The 18,624-nt window shown below is 62.7% G+C and carries 14 protein-coding genes and 3 pseudogenes; 8 read left to right on the forward strand and 9 right to left on the reverse strand.

The genetic code is table 11. The features are described from left to right. The first annotated feature begins 197 nt into the window (after positions 1 to 197). Positions 198 to 425: an AbrB/MazE/SpoVT family DNA-binding domain-containing protein gene (locus TQ29_RS17940; RefSeq protein WP_054540540.1), complete on the forward strand. Its 228-nt coding sequence runs from the start codon at positions 198 to 200 to the stop codon at positions 423 to 425. Continuing rightward, positions 415 to 810, forward strand: coding sequence for a PIN domain-containing protein (locus TQ29_RS17945; RefSeq protein ID WP_012187367.1), 396 nt, complete (start codon positions 415 to 417; stop codon positions 808 to 810). The genes TQ29_RS17940 and TQ29_RS17945 overlap by 11 nt, the downstream gene beginning before the upstream one ends. Here TQ29_RS17945 and TQ29_RS17950 read toward each other — a convergent pair. Both TQ29_RS17950 and TQ29_RS17955 read right to left on the reverse strand, forming a co-directional pair. Then, positions 794 to 1,690, reverse strand: a complete 897-nt coding sequence (locus tag TQ29_RS17950) for a recombinase family protein (RefSeq protein WP_054540541.1) — start codon at positions 1,688 to 1,690, stop codon at positions 794 to 796. The genes TQ29_RS17945 and TQ29_RS17950 overlap by 17 nt on opposite strands. A 132-nt stretch (positions 1,691 to 1,822) precedes the next feature. Further along, entirely contained in the window at positions 1,823 to 2,962 is a 1,140-nt protein-coding gene (locus TQ29_RS17955; protein ID WP_054540615.1) for a tyrosine-type recombinase/integrase, read from the reverse strand. A gap of 126 nt (positions 2,963 to 3,088) precedes the next feature. On the opposite strand from TQ29_RS17955, the gene TQ29_RS17960 reads away from it, so the two are divergent. Together TQ29_RS17960 and TQ29_RS17965 are read left to right on the forward strand one after the other, a co-directional pair. Next, the gene (locus TQ29_RS17960) at positions 3,089 to 3,979 is read left to right on the forward strand and encodes a DUF1403 family protein (RefSeq protein ID WP_054540542.1); all 891 of its coding nucleotides are present in this window, start codon (positions 3,089 to 3,091) and stop codon (positions 3,977 to 3,979) included. Between the two features lie 2 nt (positions 3,980 to 3,981). Further along, complete coding sequence (locus TQ29_RS17965) at positions 3,982 to 4,581, forward strand: SMC-Scp complex subunit ScpB (protein WP_054540543.1); 600 nt, start codon at positions 3,982 to 3,984, stop codon at positions 4,579 to 4,581. On the opposite strand, the gene TQ29_RS20425 is transcribed toward TQ29_RS17965, so the two are convergent. From TQ29_RS20425 to TQ29_RS17975, 3 genes are read right to left on the reverse strand one after another with little or no spacing between them, the layout of a single operon-like run. After that, positions 4,565 to 5,599, reverse strand: a complete 1,035-nt coding sequence (locus TQ29_RS20425; RefSeq protein WP_082386774.1) for a TniQ family protein — start codon at positions 5,597 to 5,599, stop codon at positions 4,565 to 4,567. The genes TQ29_RS17965 and TQ29_RS20425 overlap by 17 nt on opposite strands. Beyond that, on the reverse strand, positions 5,596 to 6,477 hold the full coding sequence (locus TQ29_RS17970; RefSeq protein WP_054540544.1) for a TniB family NTP-binding protein: 882 nt from the start codon (positions 6,475 to 6,477) through the stop codon (positions 5,596 to 5,598). Before TQ29_RS17970 ends, TQ29_RS20425 begins: the two co-directional genes overlap by 4 nt. 1 nt (position 6,478) lies before the next feature. Continuing rightward, positions 6,479 to 8,113, reverse strand: a complete 1,635-nt coding sequence (locus TQ29_RS17975; protein WP_054540545.1) for a Mu transposase C-terminal domain-containing protein — start codon at positions 8,111 to 8,113, stop codon at positions 6,479 to 6,481. Between the two features lie 170 nt (positions 8,114 to 8,283). Between TQ29_RS17975 and TQ29_RS20430 the strand changes: the two are divergent. After that, positions 8,284 to 9,261, forward strand: a pseudogene (locus TQ29_RS20430) (hypothetical protein); the annotation flags it as partial. Positions 9,262 to 9,472: 211 nt separating this feature from the next. Here the strand turns inward: TQ29_RS20430 and TQ29_RS17990 are convergent. After that, entirely contained in the window at positions 9,473 to 10,300 is an 828-nt protein-coding gene (locus TQ29_RS17990; protein WP_009574212.1) for a universal stress protein, read from the reverse strand. 254 nt (positions 10,301 to 10,554) lie between these two features. On the opposite strand from TQ29_RS17990, the gene TQ29_RS17995 reads away from it, so the two are divergent. Both TQ29_RS17995 and TQ29_RS18000 read left to right on the forward strand, forming a co-directional pair. Further along, positions 10,555 to 10,794: a helix-turn-helix domain-containing protein gene (locus tag TQ29_RS17995; protein WP_009574213.1), complete on the forward strand. Its 240-nt coding sequence runs from the start codon at positions 10,555 to 10,557 to the stop codon at positions 10,792 to 10,794. Between the two features lie 135 nt (positions 10,795 to 10,929). Continuing rightward, positions 10,930 to 13,653: a cation-transporting P-type ATPase gene (locus TQ29_RS18000; protein ID WP_054540548.1), complete on the forward strand. Its 2,724-nt coding sequence runs from the start codon at positions 10,930 to 10,932 to the stop codon at positions 13,651 to 13,653. Positions 13,654 to 14,026: 373 nt separating this feature from the next. Here the strand turns inward: TQ29_RS18000 and TQ29_RS21180 are convergent. Beyond that, positions 14,027 to 14,281: pseudogene (locus TQ29_RS21180) on the reverse strand (hypothetical protein); the annotation flags it as partial. On the opposite strand from TQ29_RS21180, the pseudogene TQ29_RS18005 reads away from it, so the two are divergent. Beyond that, positions 14,269 to 17,061 (forward strand): annotated as a pseudogene (locus TQ29_RS18005) (Tn3 family transposase); the annotation flags it as partial. The pseudogenes TQ29_RS21180 and TQ29_RS18005 overlap by 13 nt on opposite strands. 24 nt (positions 17,062 to 17,085) lie before the next feature. On the opposite strand, the gene TQ29_RS20440 reads toward TQ29_RS18005, so the two are convergent. Together TQ29_RS20440 and TQ29_RS18010 are read right to left on the reverse strand one after the other, a co-directional pair. Next, the gene (locus TQ29_RS20440) at positions 17,086 to 17,355 is read right to left on the reverse strand and encodes a TniQ family protein (protein ID WP_040402893.1); all 270 of its coding nucleotides are present in this window, start codon (positions 17,353 to 17,355) and stop codon (positions 17,086 to 17,088) included. Beyond that, positions 17,352 to 18,218: a TniB family NTP-binding protein gene (locus TQ29_RS18010; protein WP_009573528.1), complete on the reverse strand. Its 867-nt coding sequence runs from the start codon at positions 18,216 to 18,218 to the stop codon at positions 17,352 to 17,354. The genes TQ29_RS20440 and TQ29_RS18010 overlap by 4 nt, the downstream gene beginning before the upstream one ends. Positions 18,219 to 18,624: the final 406 nt, after the last annotated feature.

Genomic DNA, 18,624 nt, shown 5'->3' on the forward strand with positions numbered 1-18,624 from the left:
TCTAGTGGGCGAGTCGTCACCGAACACAAGGCTGTTAGGCTTCCTGCTGCATGGTGTAACGCACCGCATCTCACGAAAAGGGACAGGGGAGAACTCTTGTCGGAGGGCTCCAGCATGGCTTTGAGCGCACCAGAGCTTGCCTTTTGGCAGTTCTGGATATACATTACTGGATGTTTATCCATGCCTGAGAGGACAAGATGCAAGTTGCCAAATGGGGAAACTCCCTTGCCGTCCGGCTACCCGCGGATCTTGTGAGGGAACTCGGCTTAAAGGAAGGCGATCAGGTCGACCTGGTAAAGGACGATGGAACCATTCTTGTGAGACGCCAAACTCGCGCCGATGAAGTTCTACAAGGGCTGAGGCGGTTTCGCAGAAAACTGCCCAAGGATGCGCGTCTAAGCCGCGACGCCGCGCATGAGCGCTGAATTCGCAGACACGAATGTTGTGCTCTACCTGCTCGACGATGGTCCAAAGGCTGAGAGGGCGGAGGAAATTCTGGGGCAGGGACCCCGGATCAGCGTTCAGGTCCTGAACGAAGCGATGGTCAATTGCCGACGGAAAGCTGGGCTCAGTTGGGAAGATACCGGAGCGTTTCTTGAGGGTATTACGTCCGTATGCCCTGTCGAGGGCCTAACGGTTCAAACCCATCAAGTCGGTCGCGCGTTGGCAGAGAAGTACCAGTTATCGGTCTATGACGCGATGATCGTGTCTGCCGCGCTGATCGCTGGGTGCACGACTTTGTGGACTGAGGACATGCACGACGGATTGCTGGTCGAGGATCGGCTGCGCATCGTCAATCCATTTGCCTGACCAGCAACCCAAGTCGCTCCGCCCGTTCCAACAGCATCCTGACGGATGACGGTTGCCAGCTTGTGCGTCCCCGTGGAGTCCGCTCACGCATGGCTTCCAACCGGTCGCAGATCGCCTGTAGCGTGATATCCGGGTCCGAACCTTTGATGGCCGCAACAATCGCAGGCAGGCGATCGTCGGTTTTGCGGCGTCCAGCGCGTCCAAGCACTTCAGCGGGCAGGAACCCATCCCGCACATATGCCTTCACGGCACGGAGCAGGCGGCTTTGCGTCCAACGGCGGTCTTGGGGCAGGGGGGCATTGATAATCCGCAGCACGTCTTCCCAGGCCATATCCGGCCGTAGGCGGCGCACATGGGGCACCCAATCCTGCGCGGTTTCGTTCAGGCGCTCCATGTAGCCGTCCTGTCGTGCCAGCCGCACCTTGCGCAGCGCGGCGGGGTCTTTGGTGCGAAGCCCAGGATTGCCACCAACGCGGCCCTTGGCGCGTGCAGAGACAAGCCCGGCCTTCGTGCGCTCACGTATCAGCGCGCGCTCGAACTCCGCCGCGGCGCCCAGAACCTGCAATGTGAATTTTCCTTGAGGGGAGGCGGTGTCGATGGGGTCCTGCAGCGAGCGGAAGAAAGCTCCCTTGGCCTCCAGACGCTCGATCACCTCCAGTAAGTGCGACAGAGACCGCGCAAGCCGGTCGATCCGCACGACGACCAGCGTATCGCCGCTCTGGACCCGTTCGAGCACCCGCGCGAGCACAGGACGCGCGCGATTGCCGCCTGAGGCGTGCTCTTCAAAGATCTCGGCACAGCCCGCCGATTGCAGCGTCTCGGACTGGGGCAGGGGGGTCTGATCCTCTGTGGAAACGCGGGCATAGCCTATCAGGGACATGAAAACGGGCCGTTTGCAATTTTATGTATCACTGTCGCGTTTAATTCCCGATTTCAATTGAAGCAGAAAGCTGAAACTGAAGCGCTGGAATTTCATCTTAGCGCTTCACCAACGCGTCAAGATTCCTGAGCTTCACAGCCCTGCGGCTTTGGTCAGGTTCACCCTGAACCTGTCGCGCCTGCGCTGGTAACGCCGGGTCATCTCGGCCGACGCATGTCCCAGGTGCTTTTGAACATAGCGCTCATCAACCTCTGCCGACGAGGCGAGCCCGGCGCGCAAGGAATGTCCAGAGAACATTGCCAGCCTTTTGGCTTCCGGCAGATCGGATCTGACGCCGCTCTTCAGAACGGTTGCCTTGATCAGCCGAGCGACGTGCTTGTCGGAGAGGCGGGCCTCGAGGGCACGTTTGCCGTCCCGCGAGGTGCGCACGAAGACCGGCCCAAAGTCGATCTTCGCAAAGTGTAGCCATTGCTCAAGTGCGTGGACAGGACAGGTCTGGTCGCTTGAGCCGCGCCCAACCTCGACCTCGCGCCACCCGGTCTTGGCGTTCAGTGTCAGCAGAGCGCCATCTTCGAAAATCTCGATCCAACCGCCGGAGCCCGGTGTATCATCCTTGTGCACGTCAAGGCTCACGATCTCGGAGCGACGGAGACCTCCAGCATAGCCCAGAAGTAAGATCGCCCGGTCTCGAAGCCCGCGGAGATCATAGGGAAGGGTGCCCACCATGGCCTGGATGTCCTCGGGCAGGATCGCTTCCTTCTGAACCGGCGGACGCGCGTGTTTGCGCCTAATCCCGGCCAGAACGGTGGCGACATGGCGGTCCTTGCGATCAAGAGTGAACCCTCGCTGCCTGTAATTCCAAGCGATGCCGGAGAGGCGCCGCTCAATGGTGGAGACCGAGAGAGCAGGGGCCTTCCCGGTCGCGGCGGCCAGATCAGCCAGATAAAGTCCAACCATCTCCGGCGAGGGGGGCAGAGGCTCCGTGCCTTTCAACCGGCACCAGCGGGTGAAGTGTTTCCAGTCGGCGGCGTAGGCCTTGTTCGTGTTCCCAGCCGTCGAGGCCTCGGCATAGTCCCGGGCGGTATCGATCAGCCGGTCGAGCGCGCCGGAGCCGGCCACATGGGCGGGCAGAGCGATTGAGGCTCCGTCCCGAGAGGTTCTCTCGTCGCGCTCGTCACTGTTCGGCGCGGTATGGGGTGCTGAGCTCGAAATCTCTGCGTCAGACGCGTCAGAATCCTCGATTTTGGTGCCGCTATTCGTGATACTGCTCATGTTTCCGAGCATATCATTTTTCCGTCCGATAACGCAAGGTTATTGGACAAAACTGGATACGGCAAAGCGGGGCGGTTAGCACAGTATGTGGTAGAACAAAGCGCCGCCATCGGATAGTGTTGTGGCATGGCATATGCTCGAGCGACCTTCATTGACGACCCTGATATCTTACCTCGGATGCCGCCCTGGGTCACTTCCGCACGCCCCGAAACCCATGAAGATGTGGCGTTTTTGTCGGGCGCGGCGCTCGCGCATCTGCATCTGGTGATCGGGCGCGATGACGTCCCCCAAGCCTTGTTGCGGGAAAGTTTGGCGCTGCGCGCGGCGGAGGCTTGTGTGGTACATTCGGGGCGGCCGGAAAGGGTGGCAGACTTGCGGGATGCGTTGGCGTTTCTGCAGCCGGGTGACAGCCCGGGGCCAGCGGGCGAGAGTTATCTTTCTTGGCGGCGCGCGGTGGAACGGCCGGTGGCGGCCAAGGCATTGAACCGGGCGCTGCCGACTTTGGAACCGGAACAGATCGCAACCTGGCTCGAAGTGGTGAAGGCGGCTCCGGTGACTCAAGCGGCCACCGTCCTGGAGGCCGTTCTTGGAGATCGACCCCGCGACTTCGCCGCCGCACTGCTTCTTGCGGATGCAACTTTGGCGCAGGCGCTCGGGTGGAGCCATGTCCTGCCGCTTCTGGCACTCGGCCTCAAGCGCGGTGATCTTCGAAAAACCGGCGAGGAGTTGCGGTTGACCTGTCATCAGGCAATTGGGACGGCAGCAGTTGAGACAACGCACCAGGCCATCGATCTGAAACGACGCGCTGCACGGCTCAAAGAGGCCGCACCGAAACTGCGAGCCAGGGGTTCTGACAAGGCAGTGGCCCATTTTCTGGCACGGGATGCCATTGCCCCTGCCGCGCTTACCTCACTGCGGTCCGACCGGGCAGCGCGCCGCTTTTGCGACCGGCTGGTGGCGTTAGGGGTCGCCCGAGAGCTCACCGGGCGTGACACCTTCCGCCTTTACGGGATCTAGGCATGGTCAAAGATCACGCCGAAACCGACCTCGACCGGGAATTGGACGATCTGCCAACCGAATTGCGCTGGCGCGAATGGATGCGGCGGATTGAAGCCGTTCTCTTCGCCAGCGCATCGCCGGTGCCGCGCGAGGACCTCGCGCGCGTGGTGGGGCAGGGGGCTTCGGTCGATCTGTTGGTCGAAGACCTGGTCGCCGATCTCGAAGGACGATCCTTCGAAGTGGCGCAGGTGGCCGGCGGCTGGATGCTGCGGACGAGACCGGCCTATGCGGCGGTGATCAGGACGGCCGCAGATGTCGGCGATCAGGATCTCGATCTGCGCGAATACGATGTCGCTGTCCTGGCCGCCATCGCCTACCACCAGCCGATCACACGGGACGGCCTGAAAGACATCTTCGGCAAAGAGATCAGCCGAGATCTGATCGGAAGATTGCATGCGCGTGGATTGATCGTCACCGGGCCACGGTCGCCGCGGCGCGGGGCACCCTATACCTATGTGACGACGGAGCAGTTCCTGGTCGCGTTCGATCTGGAGTCGCTGCAGGACCTGCCCGATCGGGAGCAGATGGAGGATGCAGGGGTCATCAATTCGCAGGCATAGCCGTTGCCAATGATGTGCGGCGGTTTGAATGAAGGCGAACGATGACCTGTTGTAAGTCCGCCAAATCAGGATGTCTGGAGCGCGTCTTTGTTCCCGGTGTGATCTGTGACGTGATCTCTGCACTCAATAACGCCACCAAGTCGGAATGCTTGGGCGCAGCCCGTGCAATGCGGGTCCAGAGATCAATTGCAGGATGCACGGAACGTTTTTGGAGGTGCGTCATTCCATCGGCCAACTGGCGGAACAATACGTAGCGGACCCGGTGCGGCAAGCGCGAAATTGACGTCGGCTGGCCATTGAACGTGAAACAAGCCGCCCCAAGCATGGCGGGCAGGGATGTCTTTCCATGCCGTCCATGTCCCGCAACATGCATTCGAAGCAAATCGTCGATGAGCCGTTCGAGACGCTGCACATCATACTCGGCGGGCAGGGTGGGTTTTCGGAGATCAGCATCACACCAGACGCAGAATTGTTGCCGCAGAAGCCGGTTTTGTCGTGAAGGCGCAATGCCGCCGCCGCAGGCAGGGCATTGGTCGCGCAAGCTGCATCCATGCCGAAAGCAGGAAACGCGCGTCGCCAAAGTCCAGCCGCGCCGGAAGAACGGTGCGCGATCCTCTTTCAGGCATGCCGGGCAATATTGCAGGCGATTGACCCGGGCGGTCGATGCGCGGGCATCTCCTGATCCTGTGGTCTGCCGCATGCGCAACCGGGTCAGCGGGTCGCGGTTCAAAGCCAAGCCATCAATATCCTCGGTAGGCAACCGCGTTCGCTCGACCAGCAAATTGAGGATTCGCCCGGGAAGGTCACGGTCAAGCTTCGCAGACCAATCTCCACCTGCGACATCCAGAACCCGCCCAAAATATTGAGGTGGAATTCCATTGGCCATGGCCAGCCGATGCAGCCAGCTCGACAGCAGCTCTCCGGGTGCCGGTTCAACAACGACGGGCCAGCCTTGCCCCACCTCATTGCCGTAGTCGCGCGCAGGTGTGACTGTGATCTCGGACGCAGACTGGGTCACATCATTTCGCGGCGCAAAGGAGCATTTCGGCGTTTCGACAGGGGCGTGTAACCAAGCGAGGCGATGGTCGCTTCAGAAATGTGTTCCTCGCCGTTCCTTATCGCCGTGATAGCCGCGTTGCTCACGATATCGACGACCTCTCCGATCAAGCCCTCTGACAATTCATGGATGATCTCAGCCAGTGACGGTCGCGACAGGTCCGAGGCGCGGGCGAGAGGCATGCAGGTTTCAAGACTATCGAGGAGCGTCGCGAAATCCTCGTCATACGCCCATCTGGGAACAGGGATCGTATCGAACCGCGATCCCATCTCCTCGGTGTCGTGTACCGCGTCATAGACCGCAACCTCGCCGACCAGTACGGGCGAGATATCGTGGACACTTGCGATGCGGCGCAGGAACGAAAAGATAGATTTCACGTCCTGTCGGCGCCCTCGAAGGGCGCTGTGAAACTCATCGAAGATGAGCAGGCGGGGTTTCAAGCTGTCCAGCAAATGATCCACCTGCTCGCCCGCGCGCGACAGGCTTCGCCAACCAGAGGCCTGAGGCGCGCGCAACCCGGCAAGAATGCTGGCATAGAAGTGAGACAGTCCGGCACCTTCTCGGGTCTGGATCACCCAGATCCTTTGACGTTCTGACTGACGCAAATGTTCAATCGCGAAGCGTTCGGCGATCATCGTCTTGCCATTGTGATAAGGGCCCGTCAGCAAGAGCCCTCTGGGGCGCAAAGTTACTGGCCGATCGAGTAGCAGACGCATGGCGTTATGGGCGCGACTTGCAACAGGATGGCTGATCCAACGGGCCGTCCGGATATGGGCGATGCGGCACGCGTCACCGGCATCGAGAAGTGATGCGGCGGAGTCCAGGAGGTGATCCGTCATTTCACCAATCCTCAACCGGAAAGACGCGGCGCGGGCGCTCAGGGTCAGGTGTTTCGCGGATTGGTGTCGGGGAAGAAGTGAGGCTCTGGTAGGGTTTCGGCGCATGAGCCGCATGCCTGGCCCGTGCGACTTCCTTCAGCCTTTGCTTCTTCGATGCCGAGGCATCTACCGTCGCCGCGATTTCGCGGCGGATCGCGGTCTTCTCCTCGATCGGGCGTCGGCCGGTTTCGCGCGCTCGGCTTCTCTCGGCCCTGTGCTGCCAGAGGGTGACCGCCTCAAGCAGTCCATCCCGCCGCTCCACAGGGCGCCAGGCTCCTGTATCGGGATCCTTGATGTAGATGTGACTAATGTCCCGAGGATCATAACGAACATCGAGAGCACCCAATCGATCACGGCGGGCGACCAACGGGCCCAACCATGGATCGAAATAGTCGTTGGCAAACAGGCTGACACCTTGAGGTGAAATCCTGCGTGTCTTGTTCGGGAGAAAGCTGAGCAGAACGTCGAAAGGGTTGTCTTCCGGGCCGTCCGGCTGACGGCATTTTCGTTCCCATTCATTGGTCGGGACTGTCAGCTTGCGTTCATTCTGGCTAAGATTGTGATCGATAATCGCCAGCGCGATACAGCGTTCGAGGTCTGCAAAGTTGAGCCTCGCACGGTCTTCGGACAGATACTCACCCCGATCCGCGATGGAACGCCCGGTCTTGCCAGGCAGGGAGCGCAGCACCGTATTCACCTTGCCTAGAAGTCGTTCGACAACCCCGCCACGATGGACGGTCCCCTTGTTCCGGCTTTGAATTGCAATCCCGTACTCGGCACAACCCAGGATGAAACTGGTGCTTCTGAATTCCATGGCGGAATCCACGACGACCATCTTCGGGCGGCCAAACATCGGCCAGGAATGATTGATGTCGCGCGCTGCCAGCCAGTCCTCCTTGCGGCACATCGCCTGCGCCAGACAGAGGGCGACCGACAAGCGTGAGGGCTGCTCAAGGGTCAGGCAGAAGCCGATAATCGCGCTTGTTGCAACATCAGCTGCGATGGTGAGATAGGGGCGTCCAACATAGATGCCCTGACCATCGATGACTTCCACAAACTGGATGTCGGCGGGGGTATGGTCTATCTGGACGACATCGAGTGCGTGGTTGGCCCGGATATAACCTGGGCGGGGTTTCAGGCGCCGTAGGTTTTTTCCTCCTGAATGTCGCCGTCGTGCAATCTCCTCGGGCGTGAACAGTCGTGGGATACGCTTGGAAACGGTGACATAGGCAGGCGGATCAAGACCCTCGCTGTCACAACGGGTGCGGATTTCATCGACAATCGGCGCAAGGTCCGGTTGCTCGGGCTGAAGCCACATCTCCCGAAGGGTTGCCAAAATGATTTCCTCAACAGCCGGGCTGATCCTCGCGCGCCTAGCTCCACCTGTCTTTGGCAACAGCGAAGACACCCGATGTTCGGTACGATATCGGCGCAGGTGGTTGTAGACTTGGCGCGTCGAGAGACGCAATTCGGATGCGGCCCGAGAAACTGCGGTGCGCATAGGCTCTTGCCCGTCCAAAATGCGATCCAGCTCTCGCGCGATACGCGTTGCCTTGGCCCAAGCCTCGTCAGACGCTTCGTTTTCGCGCAGCGTCATGAACCCGCCGCTCCACGGTTTCTAAACCCCATCTTCTGCCCCATGTTCTCGCTTGTTGAAACGCGAGCTAAAAATTGAAATCGAAACGTAAAATACCACGTCGGATTACGCTTCATCCTACTGGAATCCTGTAAGAACTTTTTGATGAAACGGCAAAGCAATTGCGACACTGGTTTCTGCCGGGACCATTCGAAGAAGAACCAGATGATTTGCCTCCCGGGCCGCGTGCAGAACCGCCGGACACTGCCGTCATCGAAGACTGGGCGAAGGCAGAAGGCGTTCACGCTGCGCGACTGGCAAGAGTGGCTGGACGCCTGGGTGCTCTGGATGACAGGCTGCTGCGTGGCCCGGAAGGCTGGCGGCATCGCCTCGCTCTTATCGAGGCAGCGGACCTTAGCTGGTTCGCAGGGGATCGGGTGAGTTCTGATCGTCTGGCGCTTTGGATATCGATGCGGCTGTCAGGTGCACAGGATGACCCAAATGCGCTGGCAAGAGTTGGATGGGCTGTTCGGCGCCTGACAGGCGGTCCCGGACCGAAGGCTGACTTGGCCGCCTTCCTGGATCGCCGCGATCCCGAGAACATTGAAGGCAGCGCTGAGCGTTTCGAGGATCGCGCGGGTGGATGGCTGGACGTTATGACAGCCGCAACCGATCTCCACCCGATCACCAGGGCTTGCATGGGTTTTCACCTCTGGAGTCTGGCAGGCCTCGGACAGTACGGCGACCAGATCGAAGCCGCCGTCACCGCGTCCAGGATCGCGGCCAGCGATGGAAGCGGCGCCGTCTTCGCACCGCTCGCCATGGGCGGGGCAGGGGGGCTGCGTGCCTCGGGTTTGCCAACCGAACGCTTGGCACGCTGGTTAGATGGGATGAACAGCGCAATTCTAACGGCGATGTGTCATCTAGACGATACCGAGAAATGGAGTGCTCGGGCGGAAGGCGCCATGTCTCAGCTTTCGGGGCGAACTCCGGCGGCTCTTCGTTCGGCGTTGACAGAGTGGCCTTTGGTGTCAGCCCCGATGGCAGGGGCCTTAACAGGCGCAAGCCGCGCGGCGCTTCAAAGGAACCTCGCCTGGATGGAAAAGAGAGGCCTGATCCGGGAAGTGACGCAACAAGGACGCTTCAGGATGTGGCGGATCGCCATCTAGAGGCCTTGACGAACCATTCGCCAGCGCGGTTCTGCGGGAAAGCCGCCATTAGTTCTGAATGCGGTGAGCGACGGCAGAGAGCCCAGAGCGCCGGAGGCTGTGTGGAGTGCCAATTTCCGCTTCCACTGAACCGGCCAAAAAAGCGTCAAGACCAAAGCCAGTTCATCACCGATGCGACGGCGGGGCATCTCCCGGCGAACCTGGCGTCGCCTCAGGTGTCAGCCCCGCGCGCGATCAGAAGATCTGTGGGCGGGGTGCGTAGGAGTTCGGCCGTGAACGAGCCGAGACCGGTGAAGGACAGGCTTCGGGTATTGGCCCCGACCGCGATCAGGTCCGGTGCAAAGCTTCGGATTTCTTGGTGGCATCCAGATCCTACCCCACCATGCACCAGATCGACCTTGGGCAGGGACGTGGCAAACCCTTCAGTCCAAGCCGCTGCCTGAGCCGCGGTTTCTCGCCGCACTTCACGTGCGAAGTCCGACGATGGCCCGCCGGTCAGGCCCTCGAACGATGCCATCCATAGATGGAAGAGCCGGAACGCCGCCTGGGGGGCAATGTGGAGGGCAGTCTTGACCGCGTGTCGGCACGCGGATGAGAACGCGACCGGCGCCAGCACACGATTATAGCTGCCATGGACCGGGTCGGTGACGAGCAGCACTGGAGTGAGAGACCGGGCGACCAAGCTCTCCACAGTCGTCGGCCTGAGCCCATCGAGAAAGCCCCTGTCACGGTGCCGGCCGGCGACGACGAGGTCGAACTCGGCGGAATTCACCAAATCAACCAAGCGCGTGATCGGATCGCCGGTCTCGACCAGGACCTCGTAGGAGACCTCCCCGGCCAGGCTCTGTGCGGACGCCTCCAGATGGATGCGATATTTCTCGGCAAGATCCGTCGTCAGGCTTTCCGGAACGCTGTCATCGACGATCGACACGACGCGCACGCGCGCGCCCAACTCGCCGGCAAGGAGGAAGCCGCGTTGTAGGGCGCGATCCGATCGCGCCGAAAGATCCGAGGCAATCAGGATGGACTTGATCTGCATGAATTGTGCTCCTTTCGGTCCGGCGAAGTGTGGTGTCTCGCACCGAAGTGCTGCCTGTCCGTGTCGGCACGGCGTGGGCAGAGGGGCATCTGCGGTCCTGGGACCACGTGGCGCCGTCGCCCCGGCTTCGTCCTGGGCCCCTCGATGACGGCGTCATTAAAACACGACCAAACCGTGCGATATTTGACCTAGATCAAACTCAACGGCCCAAAAGTGGGTATTCTGCATCTATCGAGACCAAACAGGCATATCCGATGCCACGTGAGCTGTATCAGACCGTGAAAGAAATCGGCGACCGCCTGGAGGTCAGCGAGGCGACGGTGCGCGGTTGGATCAAGGACGGGGCCTTGCGCGCGATCGACATCGGAAAAGGTTGGCGAATCGCCGACCGGGATCTCGAAGATTTCCTGACGCGCCGCGAGACCCGCGCGCGCGATGAGGCGTTCGAAGACGGCGCCGCCGCCGCGGACAGCACGCCAGACCACGGCGGCTGATTATGAGCGGACAGACGCGCGCTTCGCGGTGGCGCGTCCGTTCGGCTGCCCCCATCACGCGCGTCGGGATCGGACGCGCGCCAAGGATCCAAGCCGCGATTTGGCACGCTCGGCGCCGGAAAGGAATAGGAGCAAATGACCCACCCAGACATGGCCGCCCGGTATCACGCCCAACATGCCGGCGACGCGCTCGACACGCTCGACACGACCCACGCCGGCCTCTCGACCGAGGAGGCCGCTCGCCGCCTGTCGGAGTACGGCGCCAACCGCCTGCCCGAACCGCCGAAACCCAGTCCGGTGCTGCGGTTCCTCGCCCATTTCCACAACGTCCTGATCTACGTGCTGCTTGGCGCGGCGGTGGTCACAGCGGCGCTCCAGCATTGGATCGACACGGGGGTGATCCTCGCGGTGGTCATCGTCAACGCGGTGATCGGCTACATCCAGGAGGGCCGCGCCGAACAGGCGATGGCGGCGATCCGGGGCATGCTCGCGCCGCACTCCGCCGTGCTGCGCGACGGCAAACGCGTCAGCGTCGACGCAGCCGACCTCGTGCCGGGCGACATCGTGCTCGTAGAGGCGGGCGACCGGGTGCCGGCCGACCTGCGACTGATCGAGGCGCGCGGGCTAAAGGCCGAGGAGGCAATCCTCACCGGCGAATCTGTCCCCGTCGACAAGGGCACCCGGCCGGTCGACGCAGACGCCGATCTCGGCGACCGGACGCCGATGCTGTTCTCCGGCACGCTGGTCGCCGCCGGCACCGGGCGTGGCGTGGTCACCGCCACGGGGGGACACACGCAGATCGGGCGGATCAGCGGGATGCTGGCGGAGGTCGAAACGCTGACGACGCCGCTCGTGGCGCAGATGGACCGGTTTGCCCGCTGGCTGACAGTGTTCATCCTGATGCTGGCCGCCGTGCTGCTCGCTTACGGGTATTTCGTGGGCCACATGGCGTTCTCCGAGCTGTTCATGGCCGTGGTCGGCCTTTCGGTGGCGGCAATCCCGGAAGGTCTGCCGGCGGTGCTCACCATCACCCTCGCAGTCGGTGTGCAGGCGATGGCGCGACGCAACGCCATCGTCCGCCGGCTGCCGGCGATCGAGACCCTGGGCTCGGTCTCGGTGATCTGCTCCGACAAGACCGGCACGCTTACCCGAAACGAGATGACGGTGGCCTCGCTCGCCGCCGCCGAGCACATATATTCCGTGAGCGGCAACGGCTACGCGCCCGAGGGCGCGGTGCGTTGGCGCGAGGCCGACGCCCATCCGGAAGACCACGCGGTGCTGATGGAATTCGCCCGCACGGCAGCGCTGTGCAACGATTCCGTCCTGCGTGTCCGCGGCGAAGACTGGCATGTCGAGGGCGACCCGATGGAGGGGGCGCTGCTGGCGCTCGCGGGTAAGATCACCGGCGACGGAGCTGAGCCATTCCAGAGCTGGTGCCGCGACGACGCGATCCCCTTCGACGCCGCGCATCGCTACATGGCCGTATTGCACCACAGCGAAGAGGGGGCCGCGCGGATCCACGTCAAGGGTGCGCCCGAGGCGGTGCTTGCGCTCTGCCGCGACCAGCGCGCTGCCGGTGGCGGCACCGAGCCGCTCGATCCCGGCTATTGGCACGAGATGGTCGACACCCTTGCGGCCGAAGGCCAGCGGGTGATTGCGGTGGCGGTGCGGATGGTGCCGGGCGGACATGCCGCGCTGAGCACCACCGACCTCGACGGCACGCTCACGCTCATTGGCTTGATCGGCCTGATCGACCCGCCGCGCGCCGAGGCGATTGCGGCGGTGGCCGAATGCCGCGCCGCCGGCATCCGGGTGAAGATGATCACCGGCGACCATGCCGCGACGGCCCGCGCCATCGCCGGGATGATCGGGCTCGAAAACCACGAACGGGTCCTGACCGGCGCGGATGTCGAAGCGATGGACGATGCCGCGCTTACCGATGCCGTGGTCGAGACCGACATCTTCGCCCGCACCTCGCCCGCCCACAAGCTGCGCCTCGTCACCGCGCTTCAGTCCCATGGGCTGACCATCGCGATGACCGGCGACGGGGTGAACGACGCCCCGGCGCTGAAACGGGCCGATGCCGGCATCGCCATGGGGCTGAAGGGCTCGGAGGCGGCGAAGGAGGCGGCCGAGTTCGTGCTGGCCGACGACAATTTCGCCTCGATTGCCGCCGCCGTGCGCGAGGGCCGCACCGTCTACGACAACATCAAGAAGGTGATCAGTTGGACCCTGCCCACCAATGCCGGCGAGGCGATGACCATCATTGTCGCCCTGTTCGCGGGCATGGCGCTTCCGATCACCGCCGTGCAGATCCTCTGGGTCAACCTCATCACCGCGGTGACGCTCGGGATCGCGCTGGCCTTCGAGCCCTCGGAATCCGGCACCATGCGCCGCCCGCCGCGTCCGCGTGACGAGCCGCTTCTGACCGGCGAGCTGGTCTGGCACATCGTGCTGGTCTCGACCCTGTTCCTGACCGCGGTCTTCGGGATGTATTTCTACGCGATCGACAAGGGTTACGACCAGGCGCTGGCGCAGACCCTGGCGATGAACATGCTGGTGGTGCTGGAGATCTTCCATCTGTTCTTCATCCGCAACATCCACGGCACTTCGCTCACCTGGGCTGCGGTGCGCGGCACGCGGATCGTCTGGGCCTGCGTGGTCGCCGTTACCGCCGCGCAATTCGCCATCACCTACGTGCCACCGTTGCAGAGGGTGTTCGGCACGCAGGCCGTGACCCTTGCCGACGGCCTGCTGATCGTCGGCGTCGGCGCTGTGTTCTTCGCCCTGATCGAGACCGAAAAGCAGATGCGGTTGGCGTTTCGGGGGCCGCTGGCGGAACGCGGGAACCAGCGGTGAAACCGGGGCGTCTTGGTGTGGGATGCCGGCCCTTGTGCAAGTCGCGTGTCCCGTCCGCGTTCCAATGTCCCGGGGACACAAAGGAGTCCATTTGTGAAGCTCAGTGGTCTGTCGGTCCGGCTAGGCTGCCCTTTCCCAAATCTCCGATGGCGGGCGGAGCGTGCCCAGGGTTTGTGTCTCCGGCGAAACCCACCGTTCTCGTCAAGCTGCCCAAAGCCGACTTTCGCGTCGATGTGTCCAACGACAGCATAGTCCGCATTGCGTTGGTTCATGTGCCGCGAGGCGAAGGTCTGCTTCGTCAATGCTCGCAGGCACTGTAGGCTGGGAAGATGATGTCGTGGCGGCTGAAATTTCCACGCATGTGACGCAAAGTTCACCGCGAAATCTCCCCTGCCAACACCGCTCTTCCGTGCACCGCCAAAGTTGCTGAAAACCTCTGGCACCCAAACTTGCGGATCACATCGAGCACCCGCGCTTCGTAGGCAGCGTGTCCGATCAAGCGACACAAGTCGGACGCGTGGAACTGGCGGTTCGCAGTTGGTGCGGCTTGCATCTGTCTCAGCAATTCGCGCTCTTTGGGGTCCGTTATTGGTCTCGCGGGCGGCTTGACCGCGGGACGATCTGGAGATCATCCATGCCCGCCGCCGTCCGCACAATCGCTTCGGCTTTGCCCTGCAACTCTGCGCGCTGCGGTATCCCGGGCGGCTGCTGGTGCCGGGCGAGGTCATTCCACTGGCAGTCACGCGCTTTCTGGCAGCGCAGCTTGGGATAAGGCCTGATGACCTGGCCGGATATGCCGCGCGCGAGGAGACCCGGCATGAGCACCTGGCCACCTTGCGCGAAATCTATGGTTACAAGATGTTCGCGGGCCGTGGGGCGCGCGATCTGAAAATCTGGCTTGAAGGTGCGGCCGAAACCGCCCGGTCGAACGAGGATCTGGCACGGCGCTTCGTCGAGCAATGCCGGGCGGCCCAGACCGTCCTGCCCGGAATCACGGTCATCGAGCGGCTTTGCGCGGATGCGCTCGTCGCGGCTGAACGGCGGGTCGACGCCCGGATCGCCAGTCGGCTGGACGATGACATGCGAACGCAGCTCGATGCCCTTCTGACCGAAGATGCGGGCGGCTCGGTTACGCGGTTCGTCTGGCTGCGTCAGTTCGAGATCGGGCGGAACTCGGCTGATATGAACCGCCTGCTGGACCGCCTGGAATACTTGCAGGCTTTGGAATTGGACCGGGGCACTCTGGCGAATGTACCGCCGCACCGGGTTGCCCGCCTTCGCCGGCAGGGCGAGCGATACTTCGCGGGCGATCTGCGGGATATCTCGGGTGACCGCCGTCTCGCCATTCTTGCGGTCTGTGCTCTGGAATGGCGCAGCGCCATTGCCGACGCCGTGGTCGAGACCCACGATCGGATCGTCGGCAAGACCTGGCGCGAGGCGAAATCGCGATGTGACGCCCGGATGGACGATGCCAAATCGGCGCTGAAGGACACCCTGCAATCCTTCGCCACCCTCGGTTCCGCCCTCCTGGAAGCGCATGAGGACCGGGCCTCCCTCGAAGAGGCCGTCGGCAATGCCGGAGATTGGCTATCGCTCAAGGGGCTTGTCGCCACGGCGACCCAGCTCACAGACACCCTGGCCGCCGATCCGCTGGCGCATGTCGGTCACGGTTATCATCGGTTCCGGCGCTACGCGCCGCGCATGTTGCGGGCGCTCGACATTTGCGCCGCGCCCGTGGCGGAACCGCTGCTGGCGGCGAGCGCGATCATCGCGGGCACGGAGACGGCGACGGTCCTGCCACTGACATTCCTTCGTCGAGGCTCGAAATGGTTGCGGCATCTGAACGCGGATGCTGACGAGGCAAGCAGACTCTGGGAGGTCGCGGTCCTGTTCCATCTGCGCGAAGCCTTCCGTTCTGGCGATATCTGGCTCGGGCATTCGCGCAGATTTGGCGATCTGAAGGAAGCGCTGGTCCCGGTCGAGGTCGCACGCGACACGCCAAGGCTGGCCATGCCCTTCGAACCTGAGGCCTGGCTGGCGGATCGTAAGCTGCGCATGTCCGATGCCATATGCCGACTGGCGCGCGCGGCAAAGGCCGGGGCGATCCCCGGCGGCTCCATCGAGGACGGCACCTTGAAAATCGACCGGCTGACCGCGGCGGTTCCCGAGGAAGCCGACGCCCTGGTGCTCGATCTCTATGGCCGCCTGCCGGAAGTCAGGGTCACGGATCTTCTGCTGGAGGTGGACGATGAGATCGGGTTTACCGAGGCCTTCACGCACTTGCGCACCGGCGCGCCCTGCAAGGACAGGATCGGCCTGTTGAATGTGCTGCTTGCCGAGGGATTGAATCTCGGCCTCAGCAAGATGGCCGGGGCCACGAACACGCACGACTTTTTCCAGCTTTCCCGCCTGTCACGCTGGCATGTCGAGAGCGAGGCGATGGCGCGCGCCCTGGCCATGGTGATCGAAGGACAGTCGGCGTTGCCGATGGCACGCTTCTGGGGCGCCGGGCAGACCGCGTCGAGCGACGGCCAGTTCTTCTCGACGACACGTCAGGGCGAGGCGATGAACCTGATCAACGCCAAGTACGGCCATGAACCCGGGCTGAAAGCCTACACCCACGTCTCCGACCAGTTCGGACCCTTCGCCACACAGACCATTCCGGCTACCGTGAACGAAGCGCCCTACATCCTTGACGGCCTGCTGATGACCCGCGCCGGCCAGAAGATCCGCGAGCAGTATGCCGATACCGGCGGCTTCACGGACCACGTCTTCGCTGTCACCGCCCTGCTCGGATTCCAGTTCATCCCCCGCATCCGCGACCTGCCATCCAAGCGCCTCTACCTCTTCGATCCGGCCGCTTGCCCGAAAGAGCTGAAGGGGCTGATCGGCGGCAAGATCAGAGACCGTCTCATCGCCGCGAACTGGCCGGATATCCTGCGCAGCGTGGCAACCATGGCGTCAGGGGCCATGCCGCCGAGCCAACTCCTGCGGAAGTTTGCCTCCTATCCCAGACAGCACGAGCTGGCGGTCACCTTGCGAGAAATCGGACGGGTCGAACGGACGCTCTTCATCATCGATTGGCTGCTCGATGCCGACATGCAGCGCCGCGCACAGATCGGGCTCAACAAAGGTGAGGCCCATCATGCCCTGAAGAACGCCCTTCGCATCGGCCGCCAGGGCGAAATCCGCGATCGCACCTCCGAAGGCCAGCACTTCCGCATGGCCGGGCTGAACCTCCTCGCCGCAATCGTCATCTACTGGAATACCAAGCATCTCGGCCAGGCCGTCGCCAGCCGCCGACGCGAAGGCCTGGACTGCTCGCCCAACCTCCTGGCGCACATCTCGCCCCTCGGATGGGCCCATCTCCTGCTCACGGGGGAGTACAGGTGGCCGAAAAAAGCTTAGCGTAGGATTCTGCCCCCTCCGGCATCAGACCCCTATGTGGGTATGCTCCCCCAAAAGCCGCAGGATGCGATCGGGCAACGCCCGATCAAGCCGTGCCGACCAGTTCTGACCTGGCGCTCCGAGAAGCGCACCAAAATAGTGCGGAGGTATGCCGTTTGCGTAAGCGAGGCGGTGCAGCCAGCTCGACAGAAGTTCACCTGGTGCGGGCATAATGCTCATGGGCCAACGGTTTCCCGCCGCGCCTTCATACCGCTCTGCAGGCGTCACGGAGATCCCGGTCGGCCCAAACCTCATGTCATCTCGTGACGCAAAGCGGAATTGCGGCGCCTCGAGAGAGGCACATAGCCAAGGTCCGACAGGGTTGCGCCCGTGATCCGGTCCTCACCGCGCGAGATTGCCGCAACTGCCGCCCTGGTGACTATCTCGATAACCTCGCCGATCAGCCCCTCTGACAGATCGTGGATGATCTTTGCCAAGGGTTCGCGCGACAGATCGGAGGCATTGGCTAGCGGCAGACTTACCTCAAGGCTGTCCAGAAGTGTCGCGAAATCCTCGTCATACGCCCAGCGTGGAATGGGGATCGTATCGAAGCGTGAGCCCATTTCGTCCGTGTCATGCACCGCATCGTAGATCGCGATTTCGCCGACAAGGACGGGTGAGATGTCATGCACTCGTGCGATCCGCCGCAAGAACGAGAAGATGGCCTTCACATCCTCGCGCCGCCCGCGCAACGCGCTGTGGAACTCGTCGAAGATCAAAAGGCGCGGCTTCAGGCGCTCCAGAAGATGATCGACCTGATCGCCGGCGCGGGCCAGGCTGCGCCAGCCAGCGGCTTGTGGCGCGCGCAATCCGGACAGGATGCTGGCATAGAAATGCGACAGCCCTGCACCTTCCCGGGTCTGAATCACCCACACCTTTTGCTGCTCGGCAACACGCAGATGTTCGACGGCGAAGCGTTCGGCGATCATGGTCTTGCCGTTATGGTAGGGACCGGCAAGCAGCAAACCGCGTGGGCGCAGGGATGGCGGTCGCTCAAGCAGCAGTCGCATCGCGTCATGCGCCGCGCCGGCCGCCGGATGGCTGATCCAGCGCGGCGCGCGCACATGGGCGATCCGCACTGCGTCATCGGCCTGCAAGAGTGGGACGGTGGCGGACATGAGGTGGTCCGGCACCTTACCAATCCTCGATTGGGAAGACCCGCCGCGGACGATCCGGGTCGAGCTTTGCCTGGGCCGAGGCGGAAGGCGTAGCGAAGTCGGCATAAGGCTTCTTTGCCTCGGTGGCATGCCGGGCGCGGGTCATCTCCTTCAAACGGCTTTTGGGGGTTTTGGCGGCTGTCGCGTAGCCCTTAAATGCGGCATAAGAAAGTCAACGAAATCAATGAGGCTGCTTTGCCATTAAATATGATATCTTGCCTTTAAATCCGACATTCTTGCCGTTAAAGCTGACATAGGGTTCACGGGGTTGGGCGGTTGGCAGCGATGGAAGGTAATGATGAAGACTGTGGCGATGCTGGTGCTGAGGCGCTGCGCCGGGCATCGGTCCTTCGACCGCTTGTACAGG

The organism is Actibacterium sp. EMB200-NS6 (assembly GCF_001305615.1).
In the GTDB taxonomy this organism is placed as follows: Bacteria; Pseudomonadota; Alphaproteobacteria; order Rhodobacterales; family Rhodobacteraceae; genus Actibacterium_A; species Actibacterium_A naphthalenivorans.

Bases quoted from the DNA above. Each gene is read 5' to 3' on its own strand.
- TQ29_RS17940 (WP_054540540.1), top strand. From the start codon at position 198: ATGCAAGTTGCCAAATGGGGAAACTCCCTTGCCGTCCGGCTACCCGCG.
- TQ29_RS17945 (WP_012187367.1), top strand. From the start codon at position 415: ATGAGCGCTGAATTCGCAGACACGAATGTTGTGCTCTACCTGCTCGAC.
- TQ29_RS17950 (WP_054540541.1), bottom strand. From the start codon at position 1,690: ATGTCCCTGATAGGCTATGCCCGCGTTTCCACAGAGGATCAGACCCCC.
- TQ29_RS17955 (WP_054540615.1), bottom strand. From the start codon at position 2,962: ATGAGCAGTATCACGAATAGCGGCACCAAAATCGAGGATTCTGACGCG.
- TQ29_RS17960 (WP_054540542.1), top strand. From the start codon at position 3,089: ATGGCATATGCTCGAGCGACCTTCATTGACGACCCTGATATCTTACCT.
- TQ29_RS17965 (WP_054540543.1), top strand. From the start codon at position 3,982: ATGGTCAAAGATCACGCCGAAACCGACCTCGACCGGGAATTGGACGAT.
- TQ29_RS17970 (WP_054540544.1), bottom strand. From the start codon at position 6,477: ATGACGGATCACCTCCTGGACTCCGCCGCATCACTTCTCGATGCCGGT.
- TQ29_RS17975 (WP_054540545.1), bottom strand. From the start codon at position 8,113: ATGACGCTGCGCGAAAACGAAGCGTCTGACGAGGCTTGGGCCAAGGCA.
- TQ29_RS17990 (WP_009574212.1), bottom strand. From the start codon at position 10,300: ATGCAGATCAAGTCCATCCTGATTGCCTCGGATCTTTCGGCGCGATCG.
- TQ29_RS17995 (WP_009574213.1), top strand. From the start codon at position 10,555: ATGCCACGTGAGCTGTATCAGACCGTGAAAGAAATCGGCGACCGCCTG.
- TQ29_RS18000 (WP_054540548.1), top strand. From the start codon at position 10,930: ATGACCCACCCAGACATGGCCGCCCGGTATCACGCCCAACATGCCGGC.
- TQ29_RS20440 (WP_040402893.1), bottom strand. From the start codon at position 17,355: ATGAGGTTTGGGCCGACCGGGATCTCCGTGACGCCTGCAGAGCGGTAT.
- TQ29_RS18010 (WP_009573528.1), bottom strand. From the start codon at position 18,218: ATGTCCGCCACCGTCCCACTCTTGCAGGCCGATGACGCAGTGCGGATC.